This window comes from Pseudomonas sp. LS.1a (assembly GCF_022533585.1).
GTDB lineage: Bacteria > Pseudomonadota > Gammaproteobacteria > Pseudomonadales > Pseudomonadaceae > Aquipseudomonas.
The window spans coordinates 3,673,356-3,698,276 of the sequence record NZ_CP092827.1 but is presented as its reverse complement, the minus strand read 5'-3'; the positions used below and the strand labels follow the sequence as shown (position 1 = coordinate 3,698,276).

At 58.7% G+C, this 24,921-nt stretch carries 28 protein-coding genes and 1 pseudogene; 27 read left to right on the top strand and 2 right to left on the bottom strand.

The genetic code is table 11. The features are described from left to right. Positions 1-17 precede the first annotated feature (17 nt). The 26 genes from MKK04_RS17205 to MKK04_RS17080 all read left to right on the top strand — a co-directional run bounded on the left by MKK04_RS17205 (position 18) and on the right by MKK04_RS17080 (position 22,596). Positions 18-1,013 carry a major capsid protein gene (locus MKK04_RS17205; RefSeq protein ID WP_241105803.1) on the top strand — a complete coding sequence of 332 codons (996 nt, stop codon included), beginning with the start codon at positions 18-20 and terminating at the stop codon, positions 1,011-1,013. A gap of 2 nt (positions 1,014-1,015) precedes the next feature. After that, the gene (locus MKK04_RS17200; protein ID WP_019096804.1) at positions 1,016-1,330 is read left to right on the top strand and encodes a head-tail joining protein; all 315 of its coding nucleotides are present in this window, start codon (positions 1,016-1,018) and stop codon (positions 1,328-1,330) included. Further along, positions 1,327-1,989 carry a hypothetical protein gene (locus MKK04_RS17195; RefSeq protein ID WP_241105802.1) on the top strand — a complete coding sequence of 221 codons (663 nt, stop codon included), beginning with the start codon at positions 1,327-1,329 and terminating at the stop codon, positions 1,987-1,989. Before MKK04_RS17200 ends, MKK04_RS17195 begins: the two co-directional genes overlap by 4 nt. Next, entirely contained in the window at positions 1,982-2,512 is a 531-nt protein-coding gene (locus MKK04_RS17190) for a hypothetical protein (protein WP_241105801.1), read from the top strand. Before MKK04_RS17195 ends, MKK04_RS17190 begins: the two co-directional genes overlap by 8 nt. After that, positions 2,509-3,090 carry a phage baseplate assembly protein V gene (locus tag MKK04_RS17185; RefSeq protein ID WP_241105800.1) on the top strand — a complete coding sequence of 194 codons (582 nt, stop codon included), beginning with the start codon at positions 2,509-2,511 and terminating at the stop codon, positions 3,088-3,090. The genes MKK04_RS17190 and MKK04_RS17185 overlap by 4 nt, the downstream gene beginning before the upstream one ends. Before the next feature lie 42 nt (positions 3,091-3,132). Then, positions 3,133-3,414, top strand: coding sequence for a hypothetical protein (locus MKK04_RS17180; protein WP_241105799.1), 282 nt, complete (start codon positions 3,133-3,135; stop codon positions 3,412-3,414). A 2-nt stretch (positions 3,415-3,416) separates the two neighbouring features. Further along, a complete protein-coding gene (locus MKK04_RS17175) occupies positions 3,417-3,743 on the top strand; it encodes a GPW/gp25 family protein (protein WP_241105798.1) in 327 nt (108 codons plus the stop codon). Continuing rightward, positions 3,740-4,720: a baseplate assembly protein gene (locus MKK04_RS17170; RefSeq protein ID WP_241105797.1), complete on the top strand. Its 981-nt coding sequence runs from the start codon at positions 3,740-3,742 to the stop codon at positions 4,718-4,720. Before MKK04_RS17175 ends, MKK04_RS17170 begins: the two co-directional genes overlap by 4 nt. After that, entirely contained in the window at positions 4,717-5,439 is a 723-nt protein-coding gene (locus MKK04_RS17165; RefSeq protein ID WP_241105796.1) for a phage tail protein I, read from the top strand. The genes MKK04_RS17170 and MKK04_RS17165 overlap by 4 nt, the downstream gene beginning before the upstream one ends. Then, entirely contained in the window at positions 5,436-6,122 is a 687-nt protein-coding gene (locus MKK04_RS17160) for a phage tail-collar fiber domain-containing protein (protein ID WP_241105795.1), read from the top strand. Before MKK04_RS17165 ends, MKK04_RS17160 begins: the two co-directional genes overlap by 4 nt. Before the next feature lie 2 nt (positions 6,123-6,124). Further along, positions 6,125-6,856 carry a hypothetical protein gene (locus tag MKK04_RS17155; RefSeq protein WP_241105794.1) on the top strand — a complete coding sequence of 244 codons (732 nt, stop codon included), beginning with the start codon at positions 6,125-6,127 and terminating at the stop codon, positions 6,854-6,856. A 7-nt stretch (positions 6,857-6,863) separates the two neighbouring features. Beyond that, on the top strand, positions 6,864-7,319 hold the full coding sequence (locus MKK04_RS17150; protein WP_241105793.1) for a hypothetical protein: 456 nt from the start codon (positions 6,864-6,866) through the stop codon (positions 7,317-7,319). Between the two features lie 93 nt (positions 7,320-7,412). Next, positions 7,413-8,579: a phage tail sheath subtilisin-like domain-containing protein gene (locus MKK04_RS17145; protein ID WP_179028024.1), complete on the top strand. Its 1,167-nt coding sequence runs from the start codon at positions 7,413-7,415 to the stop codon at positions 8,577-8,579. Between the two features lie 12 nt (positions 8,580-8,591). Then, complete coding sequence (locus MKK04_RS17140; RefSeq protein ID WP_241105792.1) at positions 8,592-9,101, top strand: phage major tail tube protein; 510 nt, start codon at positions 8,592-8,594, stop codon at positions 9,099-9,101. 47 nt (positions 9,102-9,148) lie between these two features. Next, positions 9,149-9,445 (top strand): phage tail assembly protein, encoded by a 297-nt coding sequence (locus tag MKK04_RS17135; RefSeq protein WP_241105791.1) that lies wholly within the window; start codon positions 9,149-9,151, stop codon positions 9,443-9,445. 132 nt (positions 9,446-9,577) lie between these two features. After that, complete coding sequence (locus MKK04_RS17130) at positions 9,578-12,892, top strand: phage tail tape measure protein (protein WP_241105790.1); 3,315 nt, start codon at positions 9,578-9,580, stop codon at positions 12,890-12,892. Between the two features lie 9 nt (positions 12,893-12,901). Beyond that, positions 12,902-13,747, top strand: a complete 846-nt coding sequence (locus tag MKK04_RS17125; protein WP_241105789.1) for a phage tail protein — start codon at positions 12,902-12,904, stop codon at positions 13,745-13,747. Continuing rightward, entirely contained in the window at positions 13,722-13,931 is a 210-nt protein-coding gene (locus MKK04_RS17120; protein WP_241105788.1) for a tail protein X, read from the top strand. The genes MKK04_RS17125 and MKK04_RS17120 overlap by 26 nt, the downstream gene beginning before the upstream one ends. 59 nt (positions 13,932-13,990) lie before the next feature. Further along, on the top strand, positions 13,991-15,037 hold the full coding sequence (locus MKK04_RS17115; protein ID WP_241105787.1) for a phage late control D family protein: 1,047 nt from the start codon (positions 13,991-13,993) through the stop codon (positions 15,035-15,037). Positions 15,038-15,073: 36 nt separating this feature from the next. Continuing rightward, positions 15,074-15,625, top strand: coding sequence for a glycoside hydrolase family 19 protein (locus MKK04_RS17110; protein WP_241105786.1), 552 nt, complete (start codon positions 15,074-15,076; stop codon positions 15,623-15,625). Then, on the top strand, positions 15,622-16,182 hold the full coding sequence (locus MKK04_RS17105; RefSeq protein WP_241105785.1) for a lysis protein: 561 nt from the start codon (positions 15,622-15,624) through the stop codon (positions 16,180-16,182). The genes MKK04_RS17110 and MKK04_RS17105 overlap by 4 nt, the downstream gene beginning before the upstream one ends. A gap of 151 nt (positions 16,183-16,333) precedes the next feature. After that, entirely contained in the window at positions 16,334-17,125 is a 792-nt protein-coding gene (locus MKK04_RS17100; protein WP_241105784.1) for a DNA adenine methylase, read from the top strand. Positions 17,126-17,432: 307 nt separating this feature from the next. Beyond that, positions 17,433-18,869 (top strand): N-6 DNA methylase, encoded by a 1,437-nt coding sequence (locus MKK04_RS17095; RefSeq protein ID WP_241105783.1) that lies wholly within the window; start codon positions 17,433-17,435, stop codon positions 18,867-18,869. Then, positions 18,862-20,925, top strand: coding sequence for a sensor histidine kinase (locus MKK04_RS17090; protein ID WP_241105782.1), 2,064 nt, complete (start codon positions 18,862-18,864; stop codon positions 20,923-20,925). The genes MKK04_RS17095 and MKK04_RS17090 overlap by 8 nt, the downstream gene beginning before the upstream one ends. A 1-nt stretch (position 20,926) precedes the next feature. Then, positions 20,927-21,610 (top strand): hypothetical protein, encoded by a 684-nt coding sequence (locus MKK04_RS17085; RefSeq protein WP_241105781.1) that lies wholly within the window; start codon positions 20,927-20,929, stop codon positions 21,608-21,610. After that, on the top strand, positions 21,610-22,596 hold the full coding sequence (locus MKK04_RS17080) for a ComEC/Rec2 family competence protein (RefSeq protein WP_241105780.1): 987 nt from the start codon (positions 21,610-21,612) through the stop codon (positions 22,594-22,596). Before MKK04_RS17085 ends, MKK04_RS17080 begins: the two co-directional genes overlap by 1 nt. Before the next feature lie 3 nt (positions 22,597-22,599). Here the strand turns inward: MKK04_RS17080 and MKK04_RS17075 are convergent, their stop codons facing one another. Continuing rightward, a complete protein-coding gene (locus tag MKK04_RS17075) occupies positions 22,600-23,196 on the bottom strand; it encodes a hypothetical protein (protein ID WP_241105779.1) in 597 nt (198 codons plus the stop codon). A 327-nt stretch (positions 23,197-23,523) separates the two neighbouring features. Further along, entirely contained in the window at positions 23,524-23,730 is a 207-nt protein-coding gene (locus tag MKK04_RS17070; protein ID WP_241105778.1) for a hypothetical protein, read from the bottom strand. A 601-nt stretch (positions 23,731-24,331) separates the two neighbouring features. Here MKK04_RS17070 and MKK04_RS17065 point away from each other — a divergent pair. After that, positions 24,332-24,781, top strand: a pseudogene (locus MKK04_RS17065) (lysis protein); the annotation flags it as partial. Between the last annotated feature and the right edge of the window lie 140 nt (positions 24,782-24,921).

Sequence of the window (24,921 nt, the reverse complement as noted above, 5' to 3'; positions counted from 1 at the left end):
ATTTCTGGAGGGCCTTCATGGCTGACATCGATATTTTTGAAGACAACGCTTTCTCGGTTCCTGCGCTTACTGTGGCGATCAACGAGCAGCCTTTCGTGCCTGGGCGCCTTGCCGAACTGGGGCTGTTCGAGGAGGAGGGCGTGACCACGGTGACCGTGCAGGTCGAGAAGGACGGAGAAACTCTTGCGCTGGTGCCGGCGGGCGAGCGGGGTACTTCGGGGCTGGTAGTCAACGGTAGCAAGCGGATCCTGCTGCCATTCAACACCGTTCACCTGCCCGAGCGCTTCGCCATCAAGGCGGACGAAATTCAGGGCATCCGCGCCTTCGGTGAGCAAACTGAGCTGCAGGCGGTGCAGGATGTGGTCAATAAGCGCCTGGCGAAGGCCCGTCGACAACTGGATGCCACCCATGAATTCCATCGCATGGGCGCGTTGAACGGCTACGTGCTGGATGCGGACGGCAAGACTGTGCTGCTTGATATCTATGCCCGCTTCGGCCTCGCTCCTATCGAGATCCCGATGGAGCTGGCCAATCCGGACACCAATGTTCGGGTGAAGTGCGTGGATGCGCTGGATGCCCAAGAGGAAGCCTTGGGTGCTGCCACCACCAGTGGTGCTCGGGCCTTCTGCGGGAAGAACTTCTGGCGAGCGCTGATCGGGCACAAGAGCGTCGCGAAAACCTACGAGGGCACTCAGTACGCTGCAGCGTTGCGGGCTGACGGTCGCGAAACTTTCGAGTTCGGCGGCATCACCTGGGAGCGCTACCGGGGCAAGGTTGGCGGTATCGCCTTTGTCGCGGACGACGAGGCGCGTCTGGTCCCAGAAGGTGTGCCCGGCCTGTGCATCACCCGCTTCGCGCCGGCTGACTACATGGACACGGTCAACACCGAGGGCCTGCCGTACTACAGCCAGGTGGAAATGATGCCGTTCAAGAAGGGTGTGGCCGGTGAGGCCCAGTCCAACCCGCTACACCTGGTGACCCGTCCTCGCGCCATTCTCCGCTTGAAGCTCTGACCATGGCGTTCCGGGACCTGATAACCGACGTCGACGCCACGGTGTTCGAGATCCTGGGCGATACGGTGCTGATCGAGGGGCGTGAGGTGCTGGGGATGTTCTCAGCCCCTTGGCTGCAGCCCAAGGTCGGCCAGATAAGGACCGCGTTGCGTGAGCCCCATCTGGTCATCCGCGTACAGGACAACATCGGCATCGAAGTGAAGCACAAGGTGTTCTTCGGCGTGCCCCAAGAGGATGGCGGCGGCAACTACCTCATCACTAGCATCGAGCCGGGTGGCGACGGCCTGGTGACGCTCATTCTGAGGAAGTCGTTATGAGTGTGGGCAGCTACCACAAGCAGTCGGCCAGCAGCGGGTTGATCTCGTTGCAGGCTAACCCGCAGGACGTGAAGGGCTTCAAGGACTTCGCGAAGCTGGTACCCAAGGCGGTGGCGGCGGCTCAGCGAAGGGCTGTGAACAAGGTGCTTCGCTGGCTCCGTACGCATATCGCTCGCGATGTGGGCCGGCAGGAGCGGATCGCCATTGCTGCGGTGAGGCAGCGCCTTAAAGCTTTCCCTGTGTCCAGCAATGGCCAGGGGCGGCTGTGGTTTGGCATCAACCCCATTGAAGCCAGCCGAGCAGGCCGGCCCCGGCAGTCCCGTACGGGCGTTTCGGTTGCTGGTCGTCGCTACAAGGGCGCTTTCTTCAAGCGGGTTTATGGCGGTAACCCGGATATCTGGATCCGCACGGCCAGCAAGCACTTCGATGCGAAGGACTACCCCGACAGTGAGGTTTCAGGTCGGGGAGGGCGCCGGACGGGTTGGGTTGCCGAGAACGACAGTCGCTTCCCCTTGGCCAAGGCCAAGATCTCGCTGGAGGAAGCCCGGCCGCATTTTGAGGCCTGGACCAATCGAGCGCATGAACGGCTGCTGGTGGTGATGGAGCAGGAGCTGAACTTCGAGCTGCAGAAATACCTACGGAGGACAGGCAATGGATGACGGGCCGATTCCGCTCGGTGCGGTGTACACCGCTATTGAGGAACACATCAAGAAGGCGATCCCCGGCCTGGCCTATGTCGGGACCATGCCGGAGGGTATCCAAGTGGTCACCCCACCAGCGGTGGTGCTTGAGCTGGTTGGGTTTGGGGACGCCGACAAGGATCCTGGCACGGGCGAGGTCGCAGTCGAGGCTCGTTTCGAGGCGCGGGTCATCGTGGGGCAGGAGGAACCCAACTGCCTGCATATCGCAGCATTCGTTGCGGCGCAGCTGGCGGTGCTATTGCGAATGCAGTCCTGGGGCCTTCTGGTTGAGTTCGCGGAGTTCGTGCGGGCAGAGCGCGATTGGAGCCGTCCTGAGCTGGATAGCTTCGCGGTTTGGGTCGTCGAATGGACGCAGATCATCTACCTGGGCGAAGAGGAGTGGCCGTGGCCCCGAGAGCCCGGCCCAGTGAAGTTCGCTTTCGACCCGGACAGTGGCCCCGGCAACGAGGACCGTTATCAAGAGCCGGAGGCGCTGGCATGAGTTATGCGGCCGCACAGACGGACCGCATGCTGGCTGGACTGGTGATCCCCTGTTACGTCGTGGCGGTCGATCTGGTCGCCGCCAGGGTGCGGGTCACTGACGGCGGCGACTGGACGAGCGCTTGGGTGCGCTGGCATGCCATCGCCGCTGGCAAGGCCCGCCACTGGCGTGCGCCGAGCCTGAGCGAGCAGGGCGTGCTGGTGAGTCCGAGTGGCGAGCCTGCGCAAGGGACGTTCGTTCCTGGGCTGTACGGCAACGCCGGCCCGCCGCCGGACAATCGCGATCATGTCGAGGTGTGGCGGTTCGACGATGGCGGCTCCCTGGTCTACGACTGGGCGGCCAATAGCTACACCATCAAGCTGCCCAACGGCACGGTCAACATCGAGGTCGGCAGTAGCAAGGCGGTTATCACCGGCGCCGCGATCAACGCCGAGTCGGCCGCGATCAAGGCCAAGGCGCCAGTCATCACCCTGGAAGGCAGCGTGGAGATTGTCGGGCCGTTACGCGTAACGGGCGACATCTTCGGCCTCGGCAAAATCATCGACACCGCCGGTAACACGGCGAACCACAAGCACTGACAGCCCGCATTCGCGGGCTTTGTCTTTTCTGGAGCATCACATATGGCAGTCAAGAAAACCGCCGAGACTGACGCGGCAACGGATGCGGCCGAGTCCGCAGTTGTACCTGGTGCCGACGGCACCGACACCGTCGTTGCAGCCGCTGAGCCGGCCGGCGTGACCTTCACCGACCGCGTTTTCACCTCGCGCTCGCTGTTCCTGCAGGCCGGTGATGACCTGCGCGAGTTCAAGGTGCGGGCCGGCCGCGTTACCGTCCAGGCCGGCGACGCAGAGGCGCTGGCATTCCTGCGTAGCCATGCCGACCTGCAGCAGCTGGACGGCTAAGCATGATTGGCCTGGACCGCAGGACCGGCCAGAAATCCACCGGCCTTGATCATCTGAAACAGTCGATTGAGGACATCCTGACCACGCCCCTGGGTACCCGCCGGATGCGGCCTGAATACGGCTGTAACCTGCGCCGCTTTGTCGACCTGCCGGTTAACGAGGGCTGGAAAAGCGCTGTGCAGGCCGAGGTCGCCCGCGCCCTGGGGCGCTGGGAACCGCGCCTACAGCTGGAGCGGGTCAAGGTCGTTTCGGTGCTGGATGGCCAGATCGGGCTGTTGCTGACAGGCCAGTACCTGGGTAGCTCAGCCGTTGTGGAGGTGAGCGCATGATTGACCTGTCTTTACTGCCCCCGCCCGATGTGGTGGAAACCTTGGAGTTCGAGACGCTGTATCAGGAGGTGTTAGGCATCTTCCGCGCCCATATGCGCGACCAGTGGACCGCGCTGCTCGAGTCCGACCCGGTGGTCAAGCTGATGGAGGTCATGGCCTACCGTGAGCTGGTCATGCGTGCCCGTGTCAACGCGGCGGCCAAGGCTAGCTTGCTGGCCTACGCCAAGCGCGCTGACCTGGACAACCGCGCGGCCGACTACGGTGTGCAGCGCTTGACCATTCGCGCGGCTGACCCCGACGCGGTGCCGCCGGTGGAGGCAGTGATGGAAGACGACGAGGCGCTGCGCTACCGCACGCGCCTGTCGCTGGAGGCGCTGTCTGTCGCCGGCAGCAGCGGGGCATACGAGTATCACGCGCTGAGTTCATCGGCCGAGCTGGTGCACGTTTCGGTCGATTCGCCCCGGTTTTCCGGGGTGGCGGTGCCAGCCGCGGTTAAGGCGCAGCTGCCGGCCGGGGCCATTGTCGTGGTCTGTGACTACGACGCCGGCTTGGCCAATCCGCTGCCTGGCGATGTGTCGCTGGCGGTTTTGGCCCGACCGGCAAGCTCCGTGCCCGAGGCGCAACTGGTGGCCACCGTCCTCAAAGCGCTGTCGGCCGAGGATGTGCGCCCGGTGACGGATCGGCCCCGCGTGCAGGGAGGCATCCCTAGCGACTTCCAGGTGGAGGCGGTGCTGTGGGTGGAAGACGGGCCAGACCCTGACGTTGTCCTTGCTGCAGCCAGGGCCAGCCTGGACAAGGCCATTGCCGCCGCGCGTCGGCTGGAGGGGCAGCTGCCCGTATCGGCTGCCTACGCGGCGTTACACGTAACGGGAATCAGCCGTGTCGACTTGGTCAAGCCGGTGGAAGGGGTGGTGTGTGACAAGCGGCATTATCCGCGCGCCACGTCCATTGCCTTGACCACCAAGGTGGTCACATGAGCCTGTTACCGCACAACGCCACGCTGCTGGAGCGCTCGCTGGAACGTGCCGGCGAGATGGGTGTGGACCCGGACATCATCCGGGGTGTGGCCGACTCGGCACGCTGCCCGCCCAACTTCCTGCCCTGGCTGGGCTGGGCGCTCAAGGTCGACGGCTGGGAGGCCGCTTACACCGATGACCAGCGCCGCGCGCTGAGCCGCGAGGCGATTCCTGTTCACAAGACCAAGGGCACCGTCGGCGCAATCCGGCGGGTGCTCAAGGCAGTGCGGGTCAATGCGGAGTTTAAGGAGTGGCACCAGATACCGAATGCCGCCCCGTACACATTCCAGGTCACGGCCTGGGCCAATGACAACCGGGAGGGCGAGGGTTCGATTATCTCGCCCGAGCTGGGCGCGCGCCTGCGTGCCCTGGTCGACGCGGCGAAGAATGAGCGAAGCCATTACGAGTTTCGGCTGGGAGCGCGCTTCAATGGCGGCCTGGTGCTGGGTAACGCCTTCCAGGCGCGGGCCGTGCAGCATCGATCCATGGATGCCCAGGCGGTGCCCTTCGACCCGATGGCGCAGACGGTGCTGTTTGCCAATGCGCTCAACGCGTCCAGCGTGTTCCGGCAATTTGCCGAGGCGCAGGGCGTACCCATTCAAGCAGAAGGTGCCCCGCTGGTGGCCAACGCGGCGCAGGTGCGCACGGTCGTGCGGGGCTACATGGAGGCTGTTCTATGAGCACAGGCTTGCAACCTGTCATCACCAAGGCCGGCTTGGCGGCGATCCTGACGGCGACGAAAACCGGCCTCTCGGCCGAGATTAGCCAAATCGCCTTGGGCAGCCAGGCCTACACCCCGAGCGCCGAGCAGAAGACCCTGCGCAACGAGGTGGCGCGCTTTCCGATTTCCAGCGGCGAGAAGCTGAGTAGCACGCTGTTGCACCTGACCGCTGTCGCCGATGGCGCGACAGCGTACTGGGTGCGCGAGGTCGGGATTTTCCTCAGCGACGGCACCCTGTTGGCGGTCTGGTCGCACCTGACCGAGGCGCTGGCCTACAAGGCCGCCAACATCGACCTGCTGCTGGCCTACGACCTGTCACTGGCTGCGCTGCCGGCGGACAGCGTGACCATCACCAGCACGGCCGCCGGCCTCAACCTGACGCTGGCCGAACCCTTGGCCGTGCAGGCCACGGCGCTCATTGCCGAGCAGCTGCGTACCCTGGTGCAGCAAGACCGCTTGGTTAATCAGGAGCGCCTGCAGCGCATTGCAGAAGAGCAAATCAGCGGCCTGCTGGAGCGTATGACTGCTGCCGAGAAAACCGCCACCGAAACGCGCGACAGCTTGCTGAGCGCGACGGTAGCCAATGCCACCGGCCTGATGGCCCTTCAATACACCGTTGTCCAACACTTGTACGGATCATAACCATGAGCCTTGAAACTGAAATCGCTGCGCTGGTCGCGGCAAACAACAAGCTGATCGACTATTTCGGCGGCAAAAAGGCTGCGATTGACGCTGCCGTGTCGGCAGCGGTCGCGGCAGCACCGTCGATTGTTCGTGCCTACTGGGTGGACTCGCAGCTGGGCGACGACAACGCGGTCGGCACCGAGGCCAGCCCGTTCAAGACCCTGCAGCGGGCGGTCGATGCAACCCCTGACGGCGGGCGGGTTACGGCGTGGCTGGCCAGGGACTATGTACTCGATAAGAGCATCACCACTGCAGGTCGTCAGTTGATCGTTGCAGGTGTGGCTGGGTCGGGGCGAAAGCTGATTTGCAATGAGTTTCTGCCGGAGGGCAGCGACCAGCTGACTCGCATGGGGTCGTTCTGGATGTCGAACGGCTCGACCCTGCAGTTGCTTAACGTGACGGTCAGTCTCCCGGCCTCGAGCGCCGGTGATCTGAGTGCCTATTACGCGCTCGCTTTTGCCAGCGGCTCATCGGCCCCGATCCTTATGCAGGTGCGCATGTACAACTGCACGCTGGAGCTGCGCGGTACTTTCCGGGGCAGGCTGATCGGGCCGGGCTCGGCACTTATTGCGTTGTCGATGACCGGTACGGCGGTGCCTTCGGCCCTCAATGGCTCGCTGTTCGTGGGTATCGCAGCGGGCACCCTGGCCAAGGATTTGGGCCACATCATCACCAACCTGTCGAGCCTGTGAGTCGATCATGCAAAAAACCTTTTTGAACGTCGTTTACGGCGAGACCAACTACAACGGCTTCGACTTCGAGGCGCTTCCCATTGGCGCGGCGCTGCTGGTGGCCCAGCAGCAGATCGAGAAGGCGGCCGACCAGGCGCTGGCAGCGGTGCTGGGCGATCCGCTGCGCGCCATCGAGAACCAGCTGGCCGAGAGCGAGGCGAAGGCCTTCAAGCTGGCGGGTTACGACGGTGAGGTGCCATTGACCGTACAGGCCGTGGTCGATGCCCAGGGCGTCGAGCCCATGGACGCGGCCGAGTCGATCCTGCAGGAGGCGCAGGCGTGGCACACGGCTGTTTGCGCAATCCGTGCAGCCCGCCTCAAAGGCAATGTCGAGGTGCTCAAGGCGACTACCCATGCGCAGGCTGAAACCTACGCCGACGAGGCGATCAACGCCATCCGTGCGAGCGTGCCGGGCGCCGTCTGACCCCCTCGCCGCATTCCCTTGAGCGCCCCGTTTTCGGGGCGTTTTCGTTTCTGTTGGGCCGCCGCGTGCGGCCCATTCTTTTGGAGCTATCCCATGGCTGGATTTTTTCACGGCGTTACCGTAACGAACGTCGACACCGGCGCGCGCAATGTCGCGCTGCCGTCTTCCTCGATCATCGGCCTGGTCGACACCTTTACCGAGGGCGCGAACGTCTCGGCCAAGGTCGGCGACTTGTTACTGATTACCAACGAGCGCGAGGCCGTCGCCGCGTTCGGTGCCGACGCTGCCATCACCAAGGCCTGCCGGGCGATCTATGCGCGTTCCAAGGCCGTCATCGTTGCTTCGGGGGTGACCAAGGTGGCCGACGCGGCCGCGCAGACTTCCGCGATCATTGGCGGGGTGCAGGCCAGCGGCAAGCGTACCGGCCTGCAGGCGCTGCTGGACGGCAAGAGCCGTTTCAATGCCCAACCGCGCCTGATCGTCGCGCCCAAGCACAGCGCGACCCTGGCGGTGGCCACCGCCATGGACTCCATTGCGGCCAAGCTGCGCGCCGTAGCGATCATCGACGGCCCCAACACTACTGACGAGGCGGCCACCGCCTACGCCAAGTCGTTCGGCTCCAAGCGCATTTACATGGTCGACCCGGGCGTGCAGGTGTGGGACACCGCTACCAACGCGACCATCGACGCGCCGGCCTCGGCCTGGGCTGCCGGCGTGTTTGCCTGGACCGACAGTGAGTATGGCTTCTGGTCCTCGCCATCGAACAAAGAGTTCGTCGGCATCACCGGCACTACCCGCGCCATCGAGTATCTGGACGGCGACGAGACGTGCCGGGCCAACCTGCTCAACAACGCCAATATCGCGACCATCATCCGTGATGACGGATTCCGCCTATGGGGTAACCGCACGCTGTCGAGCGATCCGAAGTGGGCGTTCGTCACCCGCGTGCGAACCATGGACATGGTCATGGACGCGATCCTGTACGGCCACAAGTGGGCGGTGGACCGGGGCATTACCTCGACCTATATCCGCGATGTAACCGAAGGCTTGCAGGCCTTCATGCGCGACCTGAAAGCCCAGGGCGCAATCATCAACTTCGAGGTTTACGCCGACCCGGTGCTCAACACGGCCAGCCAGCTGGAGCAGGGCAAGGTGTACTGGAACATCCGTTTCACCGATGTTCCACCGGCCGAAAACCCCAACTTCCGCATCGAGGTCACCAATCAATGGCTGACCGAAGTCCTCGACCAAGTCGCGTAAGGAGCGCATCACATGGCAATGATTCCCGAGATTCTGGCCAACATGAACCTGTTTGTGGACGGCGTCAGCTTCCAGGGCGATGTTCCCAGCCTGACCCTGCCCAAGCTCACGCTAAAAATGGAGGAGCACCGGCCCGGTGGCATGGATATGCCGATTGAGATGGATGTGGGCATGGACAAGATGGAGTCCAACTTCACCACCACTGGCGTGCGCAAAGAGTCGCTGAAATTTTTCGGCCTGGCTGACGGTAACGCCTTCAACGGCACTTTCCGGGGGTCGTTCAAGGGCCAGAAGGGCGAAACCAAAGCGGTCATCGTCACTCAGCGCGGCACCCTGAAGGAGCTGGATATGGGGGACTGGAAGCCGGGCGACAAGGCCGAGTTCAAGCACGCTGTGGCGTTGACCTATTACAAGCTCGAGGTCGGCGGTGAGGTCATCTATGAGATCGATCCCGTGGCGATGAAGCGCGTCATCAACGGCGTCGACCAGTTGGCCAGCCAGCGCCGCGACCTCGGCCTGTAATCCCAGCAACCTTTCCGCATTCTTTTCAGATTCAAGGATTCCGAGTCATGAGCAAGCCAGCACCGAAGTACCTCAAGCTGACCGCTGAAAACGTCACCATCACCCTGACCAAGCCGAGCGAAATGAACGGCATCAAGGTGGATACCATCACCCTGCGCGCGCCGACCGTGCGCGATATGCGCATGTCCAGCCAGACCTCGGATGGCGACGACGAGCAACGCGAACTGAACCTGTTCGCCTCCTTGGCCGAGGTCAGTATCAAGGACCTGGAGGGCCTGACCTACAAGGATTACAACCGTATCTCGACCGGTTACACCTTTCTGGTGCGAGAGGACGAACTGTAATCCCGAAAGCATGAAGGCCGCCGCCAAGCGACTGGCGGCCGAGCTGAATTTCTCGGCCGAGGAAATCATGACCATGTCCTATGTCGACGTGGTCTGGTGGCTTACAGATTGAGCTTTGCATAGGGGGCTCCGGTGGCGAACAAACTAGCGTTAGCGCTGGTGATCGGCGGCACGGTCGCCTCATCGGTAGGCGCCGCATTCAAAACGGTGGAAAACGGCATCCAGAGGTTGGAGGCCAAGGGCAACAGAGCCAAGGTGCTGAAAAGCACGATTGGCGAAACCATCAAGCTGCGCGAGGAGTGGAAGCGCGCCCACGACAGTGGTGCCGCCGGCGCCGACAAGCTGTTGCGCAAGCTGAACGGCAACCTTGAGGCGCTGCGCAACCAGGGCGTCGAGGTCGGGCGGCTTAAGCGTGAGTATCAGCGACTTGGCCGCGAAGCTCGTGCCGCCAGTCTGCAGATGAAGGGACACCAGCAGCTGCAGGCGGGCAAGGAATCGCTCAAGTCGAACGTAGGGAAGGCAGTGGCGGCCACGGCTGCTGTCGCTGCGCCGACGATGATCAGCGCGAATTACCAGGCAATCATCCGCGACATTGCGATCAAGGCTGACATTGTCAACAAGCCCCAGGAACAACAGCTAACCCGAACGGTGATCGGCACGGCCGCTGACACCGGAATGGCGCGCAACGACGTGGCCGCCCTGGTCAACCAGCTGGTCGGCGCTGGCATGGAGCTGGATAAAGCGCTGGCCTATGCGCCGGTGGCGGCCAAGTTCGCCGTCGGTCAAGGCGCCTCGGGCGTCGACACGGCGTCAATGATCCAGGCGCTTGAGCAAAACGCCAAGATCAGCGACCCGAAGGTCATGCAGCAGGCGCTGGAGGCCATCGCCTATCAGGGCCAGGCGGGTAGCTTCGAGGCCAGCGACATGGCCAAGTGGTTCCCGCAGCTGTTGGCCGGCATGGAGAAGAGCGGCATCACCGGGCTGGATGCGGTGACTTCGCTGGGCTCCATGCTGCAGGTGCAGATGAAGACCGCCGGCGGTTCTGACGAGGCTGCAAACAACCTCAAGAACTGGATGGAGAAAATCGGTTCCGGCGAAGTGGTCAAGGCCTATAAAGACGCCGGCATTGATTATCAGGCTTCGCTGAATACCGGCCTGCAGAAGGGTATGAACGTCATTGAGGCGTCCATGGCCCTGGCCATGAAGTACGTCGAGAAAACGGACCCGGAGAAGGCCAAGAAGATCGAGGCGGCCAAGGCTAACATCGACAAGGAAGCCGATCCGGAGAAGGCCAGGGCGGCACTGGACGCCCTGGAGAAAACCCTGCGCACCGGCGATATCTTCGCCGACATGCAGGTCAAGGCGGCGCTGACCGCCTACGGACAAAACCGGGGTTTGTATGAGGAACTGAAGGCCAATTCCGCCAACGCGCAGAAGGTCGGCGGCATCCTCGACAAGAACCTGGCCGAGCGCCGCGAAACCTCGGCCCAGCAGTGGGCGGAGACGGTCCAGGCAGCTGACGACGCCATGCGCAGCATTGGCGATGCCATCCGCCCGGCCACCGACATGGCGGCCAAAGGGCTGACGGCGGTTGCCCGTGGCATCACCTCTCTGTCGGACACCTTCCCGGCGGTCGTAGCGGGCATCGCTGGCACGGTGGCGGCCATACTGGCGCTGCGGACCGCGTCCAGCGCGTTCAAGATCGGCAAGGGTGTGCTCAACATCGCGCGCGGTCGTCGCCTGGAGCGTTTCGCCGGCAGTGTTGGTCGTGGTGAGCGGGCGCCTATCGAACTGCCCAAAACGGGCAACAAGGTGCTCGATACCGGTTTGGGTGCATTGGGCAAGGTGTTTGGAGCCACGGCCAGTAATGACTCGACTCTAATCGGCGACAGCGAGCCGCAGCGGGTGTTTGTGGTTAACGCTGACGCTATCGCCCGTCTCGGCGGTAGCGTGGCTAATTCGGCACCTGTAGAGGCCGGCAGCCGTAGAGCACGCCGCCGTCGTCGGCGCCGAGCAGGAGCCTCGACCAATGCGCGGGGTACACCTGCTGCGCCGCCGGTCAAGGCGCATGTGCCGGCGGCGGGCCTTGCGGCGCTCGCTGGTGCTGCCGAGGCGAACAACCTGGGACGTATGGTGCGCAGTGTGCGCGGCATCACCAAGGCCGCGGGCAAGCTGCCTGGTGGCAAGCTGATCGATGCGGTGCCTGGCGTGTTCGATGTGGCACTAAATGCCGAAACCCAAGACGAGAAGGCCGAGGGTTACGGTGGTGTGGCGGGCGGCACGGCCGGGGCCATGGCGGGTGCGGCAGCCGGCGCGGCGATTGGCTCGATTGTGCCGGTAATTGGCACCGCTGTGGGTGGTGTTGTTGGGGCGGTCCTGGGTGGCCTCGGCGGCGAGTCCGTCGGCGGCTGGCTGGGTAAGCGCTGGTTTGGTGAGGATGCGCCCGAGGCGGAAGACAAGCCAAAGGCGGCACCAGGTGAGGCGTTACGCGTAATGCTGGAGCCGCAGGAGGCCAAGCCGGACGCCTCGGCTGTGCCCGATGTGGGCAAGCCTGCGTTGGAAGTTGGGGGCACCGATAAGGTTACCGTGCCGCCTCCGGCACCAATGCCGGCCGTGGGTGATGCGGTACGCAACACCGGCAAGCCGGCCGAGCCTGCCGCTAGCCCGGCCGCCTCGGCTGTGCTCGATGCGGGCAGGCCTGCGCAGGAGGTGGGTGGCACAGATAAGGTTGCCATGCCGCCGCCGGCACCAATGCCCGCCGTGGGTAATGCAGTGCGCAACGCCGGCAAGCCGGCCGAGCCTGCCGCCCGGTTGGTGGCAGAAATGAGCGACGAGGAAATTGAGCGCCGCTATGACCAGCTGCCGGCTTTTGCCAAGCGAGATATGTTCGAGGGGGTTGGTGGCTTTTCAGGCAACAAGGCCGGGCTGGTTGAGGACTTTTCGCCGTCGCTGTCGCTTGACGCACCGCCGGCCCAGCCCAAGCCCGCGCCTGTGCCGGTTGATGCTGGGCAGGCGCTTGGGATGGCCCTTCGTGAGCTGGAGAAAGTGCCGCAGGTTCCGGTTAGCGTTGCGCCGACCATCACCAGGGTTATGCAGCGTGGTCAGTCTGAGGTGCAAAAGGTCGACCAGGGTTTGCCCCTGGAGCGGACAGGGTTGGGCGATGTGGTGCGCGACATGGCGGCCAAGTCGGTACCGGTGCCGCCGCGAGTGCCCGAACCGACCGAGCCAGCCAAGGCGGGCGCTTCGACCCCGCCCCAGGCGCCGAAGGTCGACCAGTCCTTTACGTTTGCTCCCAACCTCAAGTTTGAGGTGTTAGGTGACGTCAAGGACCCTTCGCAGGTTGTTCGCGAAATCGAGGCGCCCCTGCGGCAGTTGTTCGAGGCGTGGCAGCGCGAAACATCGGCGCGCATGGCCTCGGCTCAGCTGTTTGATCAACCGCACGTTTAAGGAGGGCCTATGGCCTACATGGAGCAACTGGAATCCTCCCTGTCGGGGCTGGTTTCAGCGGGGGAGGTTGGACGCAAGGGCATGGACGGCATGCTGGCCCCGCTCAATGGCGCGGTCAGCAGCATCACGGGTGCGGCATCCGAACTGGAGAACATCCCCTTTGTTGGACCGGAGGCCGGGGAAAAGCTGGGGCGGATCGTGCGCAGTATCAACGTGGCCCAGTCTCAAGTGGGGCAAGTGGCTTCGATGTATAGCCGTGCTGTCACCGGTGCCGCCCAGGTGCAGGAGCGCCTTGGCACATTCAAGACAATGGCGGCCAAGGTCACGGCCGAGGCGAAGCGAGTTGCGGGTCTGGTAAGCCCGTCACTGGCCAACATCCTGCCCACGGGTGGTCTGCTGGGCTCGGCCACGCCACTGCCCGAGGCGGTCGCGCCGTTCCCGCATCTGCTGATCATCCAGCCGCACGACCCCAAGCTGCAGCCGTATTACTTCAACCTGGACACAGCGCCCTTTGACGAACTGCGCCGGCAGGCGTCGTTCCGCTGGGCCGGCCAGGAACGCTTGCGCCGCAGTGTGGCGCAGCAGGCCGTTGGCCTGGGTGAGGAAAAGATAACGCTCAAGGGCGCGATCTTCCCGCACCACAAGGGCGGCATTAAGCAGCTGACCGTGCTGCGCAGTATCGGCCGCAACCTGCAGGCGCTGAAGCTGGTCACGGGCTACGGCGAGGTACTGGGCGACTGGTGCCTGGTGAGCGTGGAGGAAGAACAGGGCCACCTGCTAGCAGGTGGTATCCCCCGGAAACAAGGGTTCACCCTGGAGTTTGTGAGCTATGGCAACGACCTGCAGAACGTCTAGCGGGGATTTGCTGGATGTGATCTGCCAGCACCACTACGGGCACCTCAATGGCACTGTCGAGGCGGTGCTGGAGGCCAACCCGGACCTGGCCAGGGAGGCGCAGCCGTACCGCGCCGGCCTGTTGATCCAGCTACCCGACCTGTCGGCGCCGGCGGTGGAGCTGCTGCAGCTGTTCGACCGATAACCCCGCGTTACGCGTAACGAGCCCCGCCCCGTGCGGGGTTTTTCATTTCTGGAGCAAGCATGAAACCGACGTACCGTATCGTCGCGGATGGCAAGGACATTACCGCGCTGATCAATGACCGCCTGTTGCTACTGCGGGTATCGGACAAGCCCGGCATGGAGTCGGACGAGTTCGAGCTGCGCATTGACGACCGCGACCAGGCTGTTGCGCTTCCTGGGCGCGGCGGCCGGGTGGAGGTGCTGCTGGGCTATGAGGGCCAGCCCCTCAAGCGCATGGGCGCCTTTACCGTCGACGAGGTGCAGCTGTCTGGCCCGCCGGACACCATGACCATTCGCGGCAAGGCCAGCGACATGCGCGGCAGCGGCAAGACCGTACGTAGTGGTAGCTGGGAAAACGTGTCGCTGTCGCAAATCGTCAACGAGGTGGCCAAGCGCAACGGCTGGGAGCCGGTGTGCCCGGTGACCACCAAGATCGAGCGCGTCGACCAGCGCAACGAGTCGGACTTCAACTTCGTCACGCGCCTGGCCAAGCAGTACGACAGCACCGCCAAAGTGGCTGAGGGCAAGCTGCTGGTCATGCCCCGGCAGGGCGGAAAAAGCATCAGCGGCAAGACTCTGCTGGTCGTGACCATCAACAAAACCGAGGTCGAGCGCTACCAATTCCGCCTCGGGGATCGCGGCGCGCAAAAGGCTGTGCGGACCCAGCACCAGGACAAGAAAACCGGTGCCCTGCAGGTGGTCCAGCTGGACAACGACGAGGCCCCCGACGGCCTGCCCCCGGTGCATACCGACCGCCATATCTATCCCGACAAGACTGCCGCCGAGCAGGCCGCCAAGGCGCGCTTGGCGGCGTTCAACCGCAGCACCGCCGGTGTGCGCCTGGAAATGGCCGGGCGTACTGACCTGTTTGCTGAACGCACGATCAACGCCCAGGGCTTCAAGGTCGGCCTGGATGGCGAGTACCTGGTGGACAGCGTCGAGCAGGTATTCACCGCCAGCGGCTGGACTACCACCGTGGAGTGCAACGGCGGCAAGAAGGGCAAGGTCAAGGCCTCGGGCAAAAAGAAGAAAGACGACAACAAGCCGCTCAGGGTTGAGCAGCTGTAATCCCATAGCCGCACGCGGCAGCAATTGGAGAAATGAATGGCTATCTCAGTACAACAGCTACAAAAGATCTACCCGAACGCCGGCCCGAAAGCCGGCGTTTTTGTTCCCGGCCTCAACGCCACGATGGGTAAGTTCGGCATTATTACGTGCCTACGTATGGCTGCCTTCCTCGCTCAGATAGGGCATGAGTCGGGCCAGCTGCAGTACGTGCGTGAGCTTGGTAATGACAGGTACCTGTCGAAGTACGACACCGGGCGTCTGGCCCAGCGTCTGGGCAACACTCCTGACGCAGATGGAGATGGCCAGCTCTTTCGAGGACGTGGCCTCATCCAGGTAACAGGCCGGTTCAACTACGAAGCCTGCAGCGAGGCTCTGTTCGGTGACAGCCGTCTGCTCAATACACCGGAGCTGCTCGAGCATCCAGTCTATGCATCGATGTCGGCCGGCTGGTTCTGGCAGAAGGAGGGCCTGAACAGTTTGGCAGACAAGGGCGACATGGTGGCCATCACCAAGCGGATCAACGGCGGTACCAACGGCCTAGATGATCGCATGGCCATCTATAAGCGAGCCCTCGAGGTGTTGCAGTGATCGCCTGGGGCAGTCGGCTGATCGCCTTGGCGACCTTGGTGCTCGCATGTGCCATCGGCGCCCGGGCAGCCTGGGTATGGCAGGCGAACGCCTATGGGAAGCAGCTCGCCGAGCAGGCTGACGACCACCGCAAGCAGCTGGCGGAGAAGGATCGCCTGCACGGCCGTGAACGTGAGGAGGCTGCTGCGGCTGCGCTCAACCAACTCGCAGAGCAGCAGGATGCGCGCCGCGCCCTAGAGACTCGTCTGCAGGATCAGATCAAAACGCACTGGAAGGAAATGAACGATGCTCAACAAGCTCAGGCTCGTCTGCGTGACCGGCTTGCTACCGCTGATCTGCGGCTGTCAGTCCCTGTCGATACCGGAGCCCTTGCCGCCCAGGGTTGTGACAGTGGGGTGCGCGAAGCCGCCGGCTCCGGAGGCGTGGTACATGGCGCCGTACGCGCCCAACTTGACCGAGCGCATGCTCAACGAATTGTCGCCATCACCGATGAAGGTGACCGGGGACTGATCGCGCTGCAGGCCTGCCAGGCCTACGTCCGCGAAGTCACCAAGTGAAAAGAGGCGAGCCGGGTGGATGCGCCAACATCCAGCCCGGCCCGCCGAACCCGCAGACCCTTCCTGCAAGTCCAGCCGTGGCCTCTGCCTTGTGCACAAAGCGCGGCGAGCCTAACACCTGTTTATCCATACAGTAAAGACTTGCATACCTATGACCTCTCCAATCATCCCCTGGATGGGTGGCAAACGCCGCCTGGCCGACCGCTTGATCCCTCTCTTTCCCCCTCATGAATGCTATGTCGAAGTCTTCGCCGGCGGAGCCGCGTTGTACTTCATGCGTCCTCAGCCCGCCCCGGTGGAGGTGCTGAACGATCTCAACGGTGACCTGGTTACCCTCTACCGCGTTGTACAGAACCACCTCGAGGAGTTCGTGCGGCAGTTCAAATGGGCACTCAGTTCGAGGCAGATCTTCGAGTGGCAGAAGATGACGCGTCCCGAGACCCTCACCGACATCCAACGTGCGGCGCGGTTTTTCTACCTGCAGCATGCCTTCGGCGGCAAGGTCACAGGGCAGACGTTCGGTACCGCGACCACCGGGCCGGCCATCAACCTGCTGCGCATCGAGGAGAACCTGTCTGCCGCGTGGCAGCGCCTCGCAGGCACCTACGTCGAGAACCTGCCCTGGCTCGATTGCGCCGAGCGCTATGATCGAGCGCACACATTTTTCTACATGGACCCGCCGTATTGGCAGACCGCTGGCTATGGCGTGGATTTTCCGTTCGAGGAGTACGAGCGTATGGCCGACTTCATGCGCCGGTGCAAGGGTAGGGTGATGGTCAGTATCAACGACCACCCGGATATCCGGCGAGCCTTTGACGGCTTCCACTTCGAGTGCCTGGATATCCGCTACAGCAACACGAACCAGCGCCAGTGCAAGGCGGAGGTGACCGGCGAGTTGGTGATCATGAATTGGCTGCCGTCATCGCTAGGTGGCTTGTTCTAAGGGCCTGGACACGTAGGTGGCTTAAGGCTTGTTGATCAGGCATCAGAGCTCTGGGAGATTCACTGCTACTAGGTTGCTACTTCCAGCGTACGAGCGCGCTTGGGGCATTAGCTCCGATGGACGTGATACCTATGGGTGGTGGCATAATGACACCTCAGAGCCCCGAGCGCTATCACTCATCGCATCGGGTAGAGCTAAGCCTACGGGGTCGCACGGATTGGTATATCATCTCGGTCTTTAGCGTCTAGGAATCGCTTGGGGCGCGGGTTGAGTTTAACGGATTGATACCGTAACCATCACCGAGTACTTGTCGCTGATCAGCGCGCCTCCAAGTAAGGTTAATAATGTAAAGCGGGACTATGTGACCTTGTTTAACTTAAACGCAGATGACAATGCATGCCGGCTGATTGAGCCGAGAAGTCTTCACGAGGTCGCTAGCGACAAGTACTCTCCTTTCGTGAAAATGATGCAAGGGCTGCTCGTTGTCGATTCAGATAGTGATGCAGTTCCATGCTCAAAGATGGATGTCGTTGATATAAATGTTACTTGTGCGGCTGAGGAGCTTATTCCTCACGAAATTCGAGCCAGCCAAGGAATATTTTTTACTGGCGATCAAATAGCAGAGAAAATTGCGTTGTCCCTTTCCGAAGAGATTTCGGCCGGCTCATCTTTTTTTGATCCGTCTTGTGGGGCTGGAAATTTGCTGCTGGCTATAGCTAAGTCTTTTCCCTTGAAGCGAAGTGTCTTAGATACGCTTGATTTTTGGGGGAAGAAATTTGGTGGTTGCGATTTAAGCGAAAGCTTCATACTGGCAACTAAGCTACGCCTGATCGCCTTAGCGCTGCGTCGACACGGCTTGCAAAAGGTTTCAAGGCAGGATTTAGAGTCTTATCTGAGACTTTTCAAGTCATTTGAAGTTGCAGACTATCTCGGGACAGAGTTTGGTGCAGACTTTGATTGTATTGTGGCGAATCCTCCTTTTGGACATATCACTGCGCCAGACGGGGTGGCGTGGAGTTCTGGAAAGACACAGCAAGCAGGTGTGTTTATTGCCCAGGCACTGATGGTGGCTAAATCTGGGCAAAGGATCGCAGCGGTATTGCCGGACGTTCTACGTAGTGGGACTCGCTATCAAAAGTGGCGGCATATGGTTGAGCAAAACTCGGCTGATCTTCATGTAGACGTTTACGGGCAGTTTTCCAAAACTGTGGATGTTGATGTTTTTTTGTTGTCAGTTAATGTCGGCGCTGAGCGAAGAGTTGACCGCGTCGATAACTGGCAGCCGACGGTTCGTAGGGTATTGGATAGTTGCGTAAAGCTCAATGCACTTTTTGAGGTCCGGGTTGGGCCGGTTGTTCCGCACAGGCTTTCGGAAAAGGGGAAATTGGTGCCGTATTTAACGACGCATGATGCGCCACCGTTTTCCAAAGTAGGTAGGCTGCCAAAAATAAATTTTGGCGGTACCTTGTATTCGCCTCCTTTTGTTGTGGTTCGTCGTACATCCAGTCCGAGTGATAAAGCTCGCTTGGTTCCTTCGTTAGTCCAAGGTCGACATTCTATAGCTGTTGAAAATCACCTGATCATTATTAAGCCTAGAGACGGGTCGCTCAAGAAGTGTTTGGAGTTGATTGAAGAGTTTAAGGAGGAAAGGGTTGCGGACTGGCTAAATGCTGTTAGTCGGTGTCGCCACTTAACTACCAAAATTCTAGCGGATATTGACATAGTCAGGGAGCGTTATGAGTAATGTTCATTTTAGGTTTTCTCCTAATATATTGGTTAGGCTTGGTGAGGAGTTAAACCAAGGCGCTGATCAAAGTATCTTGGAGTTAATTAAGAACTCTTATGATGCTGATGCTACTAATTGTGTTGTTGAGTTGGTTGGTACGGGGCAGCCCGGTGGGAAGATCATCGTTACAGACGATGGTAATGGAATGTCTAGTAACAACATTAAAGATTCGTGGCTAGTACTAGGCAAGTCCAGTAAAAATAGCCATCAAACGACAGATTTAGGTAGAACTCCTTCGGGTAGTAAAGGGCTGGGGCGACTTGCTGCCTTGAGAATGGGGCGTACTGTACATCTTGAGTCGACAGTGGTCGCCACGGGTATAACCAGTGTGCTGAAGGTGAATTGGGATGATTTTGATAAGGCAGACACCGTCGAAGAAGTTGACCTAGAGATAACTGAAGATAAATCTGGGCGACCTTCTGGCACACGAACTGAACTAACTGGTTTGAGGTCCGCGATAAGAAGCGAGGACTTAAAAAAGCTAGCGCGAATAGTGTTGATGCTGACGGATCCTTTCGAGGATAAAGTTTCCGGCTTTACAGTTGAGCTTAAGGCTCCTGAGTTTACAGAGGTTGAAAAGCTACTTCGTCTCAAATATTTTGAATCATCAGAGTATCATCTTTCTGCGAGCATTGACGAAGACGGGCTTGTATCTGCTGAGATCCTTGACTGGCAAGGTAAGGTGCTTCACAAGGGAGGGCATGATGATGTTCGGAATAAGAAAGACGCCCCTGTGTTCAAAGCTCCCAAGTGTAAGTTTGACTTTTGGGCTTTTTTATTAAAAAAAGAAAGCTTCGTATCTGGTAAATCTGTAAATATTGGAGATGTGCGTGAATGGTTGCGTCACTTCGGCGGTGTGCACGTATACCAGGACGGCGTTAGAGTGTCACCGTACGGTGGAGCCGGTGATGACTGGCTTGGCATTAACTTGATTCGAACGCAGAATCCAGAAGAACGACCAAGCACCAATAACTCTATTGGTAGGATTTCTTTGAGTAATAAAGGTCGTTATGCTCTCACGCAGAAAACTGACCGCTCAGGCTATATCGCGGATGATCACTTTTCAGAGCTTAAAGAATTCGCCGTCGAAAGCTTAGAGTGGATGGCTAGGTGGCGTCTTCATCATGCTGAGCGCCGCCGCCAAGCTGAGCGCAATAAAGTTCCGTCCGTTGCTGTAAAAGAAAAAGAAAAAGTCAGTGATTTGATTCAGGAAGTTCCGGAGCGCATGCGGGGCAGGATTAGTGCGGCTTTCAATCAATATGCTAAAACACGTGATCGTGAAGCGGATAACCTCAAAAAGGAAATTCAGTTATATCGTACGTTGAGCACTGCTGGCATTACCGCTGCAACCTTTGCGCACGAATCTCACGGTAATCCCTTAAAAGCTATCGAGCTTGCTACTACCGCTTTGGAGGGGCGGCTCAACGCTTATGCTCCTGAAGATAAGCGCGCTACTGTAATGCGTATAGTTGGTAAGATACGCAAAGCGCTTGATGCACTCTCTACGTTGAGCTCGGCGACACTTAGCTTGGTTCGGGTCAACAAACGGCGAGTGGGTCGAGTGGAGATCAACTCTGTTGTGAAACAGATTGAAGTTATGATGCGTCCTTTTTATGAGGCAAGAGATACAGTCTTAAACCTTGATCTTTGCCCTTCAAATCCGTATCTCCGATGTTCAGAGGCTGCGTTAGAGTCGATTTTTACAAATCTCTTGAATAATGCGTTGAATGCATTCAGGAGAGGTGGGACCACTTCGCGAGTCATTGTAATCGAAACCAAAACTGACGGTATAAATTGTACTATCACCGTGGCAGATTCTGGGCCCGGAATTATACAGCAAAATTTATCGGAAATCTGGCTGCCAGGGATTTCTTCCGACCCAGACGGGACTGGACTTGGGCTAACCATTGTTCGTGATACCGTCAAAGATTTGGGAGGCACAGTGGAAGCTATTCCAAATGGGGCGCTTGGTGGTGCGGAATTTGTAATTAAATTGCCGGTGGTGGGGCAGTAAAATGCATGCTATTAAGATTTATGATCGGGAAATTTCTCGGATATTGCTGCTTGATGACGATCCAAATATTCGAAGCTTATACGAGTTCAATCTCGAAGATATGAATGTCGACACCAAGGAAGTCGAGGTTGTCAGCAGTGTTTCAGCCTTTCTTTCGGAAATTAATCATGCAGATGGTTTTGTGTGTGATCTGAATCTAAATAGTAGGAAGTACTCTCCCGTCAATGGTGATGTGATCGTTTCTGCTTTATATAAGCAAAAGAGCCCGGCTGTTTTGTGCTCCAGGGATGTGGATAATGTGTCGTCGGTGAGGCGCCTTCGTCACTCAATTCCATGTGTTTTAGATGCTCGAGAGCTAAACTCTGAAAGTGTGCGTAATGCTTTTGAAGTGTGCATCAAGGAGTTTGCAGGGGAGTACAGTGTCTCTAGGAAACCTTGGCCGACCCTGATTCGCTTCGAAAACATTGTTCTTCAAACTACTGATGCTGTAAGAGTGGCTATTGTTATTCCGGGTTGGGATTCGCAGAGCCTTGTTGAAGTTGATATCACTAAGGCGGATGGGGATATTTATCGAAGAGTATTGCGAGCTTTTCGTGCTGGCGAAGTTTACCGTTGTAAAGCAATTGTGAATTTGGAAGTTGAGACTTCAAGGGATCTTTATATCAAGGATTGGAATCTGGCGTGATGTCGACTTTGACTATTATTGATGTGGGGCACGGCAATGCAGCTGTGCTTTCTGATGCCGGAAAGGTTGTGGTAGTCGATACTGCAGGGAAAACACATTTGCAGCGCTTTCTTGATCAGGCGGATCTGACGCAGATAGACTTGGTGATCATATCGCATACAGACGCCGATCATTTGGCAGGACTGATTAATCTTCTATCCAATCCCAAATATTTAATTAAGAAGCTGATAATTAACCCCGACTCTATTAAAGGATCTGCTCTATGGGAGGATGTCAGGTACCTAATCGATGACCAAATTCGTCGAAAGCAGTTGGAGCTTGAGCATGGCATAAGCTCTTGTAGCGTTTATCAGTGGTGTAAGGTTACTGAGGATCTGTTTTTGGAAGTTGTTTCGCCTTCTCCTGCGATGGCGCTGTCTGGTGCAGGACAAATACTTCCGAGAGATGGTCGTAAGTTAACAAGTAATTCAGTTAGTATCGTCCTAAGGGTTCTATTTAAGAATGAACCAGTAGCCCTGCTGACTGGCGATATGGACAGGATTGCCCTAGATCAGATCATCGGGCATTCAGTCAAAATAAGTGCGAAATACCTTGTCTTTCCACATCATGGTGGATTACCTGGGGAAGGGACTGCTGAGAGTTTTACAACCGATTTATTAGGTGCGGTTCGTCCTGAGTCGATAATTTTTTCTAACGGTCGATTAAAGTTTAATAATCCGAATCCCGAAATCATTGATGCGTCAGTGCGTTTAATTCCGGCGATAAATATCCTATGCACACAGCTCTCGAAAACCTGTTGTGAAAACCAATTGGCAAGGGATGACTATCAGCCAAAAATGTATTCGGCGGGAAGTGATGGGAGTTTGTTTTGCGCAGGTACAGTGGAAATTGATATGGGAACGCTTAAGATAAATGGTGATGCTGCATCGGCTCACCGATCTTTTGTTAGCGGGTTGCCAAACTCTCTATGTGGTAAGAGGGCTTGATATTCATGGGTGCATTTCCTCTCCGCGTTCGACGGTCTTGATTTTGTGCCCTTCCTGCAGCATTAACTGACGCCCGCTCCCTGACAGCTTAAATTCCGGGAATCCCTTTCGCGTATTGCGCATTCTGATAACAAGCCCAAGGTTTCTCAAGCTTTCGATCAGGGCAAGGGCATGCTGTTCGCTTTGAAGGTTCATAAGAGAATAAATATGGTGGGGGGTGACTACTTGATTTGGGGCGATTTTATACATTTCCTGTAATACGAAAGCTTGGTCTGTTGTGAGTGTGACCAGTGCGTCCTGGGTTTCCTTTATATTCTCCTGGATCCTATCGATTTTCGAGAGAAGGTCGAGAATTTCTCTCTTTTTTTTACGGGACTGCATCCAAAGGTAAATGGCAATCACATATAGACAGGCCGTTGTCGCAATAAATTTCCATCGAGGTATTTGGGTTGTAGCTTGTAACCAGTCCCCTAGCGAATTACCCGTTCCCGACACTGTGAGCCAAACGCCGGTTAATGTCTCTCGCGTACAGAAGAGAAGAACCACTGCCACAACGAAAGGTGCAATCAGCTTATCCAAAATCCAGCGAAGTAGGTTCATCTTCTGCAGTACTCAATTTCCTCAGAGGAGCATTCTCACACAAGCAGCGAATTGAGTTAAGAGCGATCAGATTGAAATCTTTCCAGCTTAAGGGGGGCTCTGTAGTCGCGGACGCCTCCAGCTCGCAATTTTGAGTCTCTGGTAAGGAGCGGAGTGGTGGGGAAGCGGTTGGGTCTTTGGCGAAGTCCGATGGTACAAAAATGGTACGCGGAAGAGCTGGATACCTTCAACGTCCCGAGTTTACTCAGCCTTAAGGAAAACATGCCCAATCCATCATCGGCGCTGATCATGTGGCTTCTGTCAGCGGCGTGCTGCTTGCGGGATCGCTCACGCCCGCAGGCGTTCTACCCCGGATGAGATCGCCTCAGCATGGATATCGAGGGTCGCTAATGCGACCATGACGTTTTCATGTATGTGGACTGAGCCGCGATGGCTCACCCATAGCGAGAGCTCCTCCAGAGCTGCTCTGATGGCGACCTGGTTCAGATGCAACAGCTCAAGGGTGTCAGCTGTGGTCGAGGCTTGGTCATCCATACGCATGCTCCAGGTACGAGAGTTCTTAGGGCAAATTTAGGGCAAATCCTAGGGCGTGTTAGGCCTATGCAGGCCATTCGCTAAAGCCAGAATAGCCGTTTATGCTGGCCTCCGGAGGCCTATTGAGATCCTCGGGTGGGTTCAACTCCCTATCCATGACTACTAATGTGCCTATAGAAGTAAAGGAGGCGCTAGATGATGAGAAGGCTGGAAACTATGATCATGCCGGGCGATCCGTTGGAGTTTGAGGCTGCTGACGCGTTACGTCGGTATCGTGGGGCTCAATCAGCTGGCAGTCCGGCCCAGGAAGTGGAGCGTTGTCGCCTCTTGGGTCGGTAGCGGAAAGTCGGGATCGGCAGCTATCGACCCAAAGCAGACACGAAAAAACTGATGTCGTGAGTGCTATGCGCACTCTGTGGGAGCGGGCTTGCCCGCGAACACCGGCGTAGCCGGTGCCAGTCTTCGCGTTTGATTCTTCGCGGGCGCGCCCGCTCCTACAACGATTGCTGTTCGGCTCACCGGCAGCAACGGGTCGAAAGCGGACGGTGCACATAGGAATGATGTCCTGGCTACATAAGTCTGTTTCTCCGAGCCTGACTAGGCTGCAGGTTATGTCCAGCAACTGGCGGACAGGGATCGGGCTCATGGTCGTGAACGCGAGGAGGCTGCAGCTGCAGCCCTGGAGCAGTTGGCTGAGCAAAAAAGACAGCGCAAAGACCTCGAGGATCGCCTGCAGGAGTTGGGCAAAACATATTGAAAGGAGATGAACGATGCACAAAAGATTCAAGCTCGCCTGCGTGACAAGCTGGCTACTGCTGACTTGCGGCTGTTAGTCCTTGTCGACGCCGCAGCCTTTGCCGCCTCGGGTTGTGACGGTGGGATGCGAGAAGCCGCCGACACCGGAGGCGTGGTTCATGGAGCCGTTCGCGCCCGACTTGACCCTGCGCATGCTCAAAGAATAATCGGCATCACCGATGAAGGTGACCGAGGTCTGATCGCTCTACGGGCTTGTCAAGCCTATGTGCGTGACCTGGCTCAGTGGAAAGAGTGACGATGATAGTATGTAGATATCGTACTACTTCCTGTGCGTCCATAGAGGTGCACCTTTCCTAGCACCGACGCGGAGGTGACGCGAGTGAGGGGGAGTCAGCTAGAGCCCGAAGTGCGCGATTGAGGAGGAGGTGCTGGTTA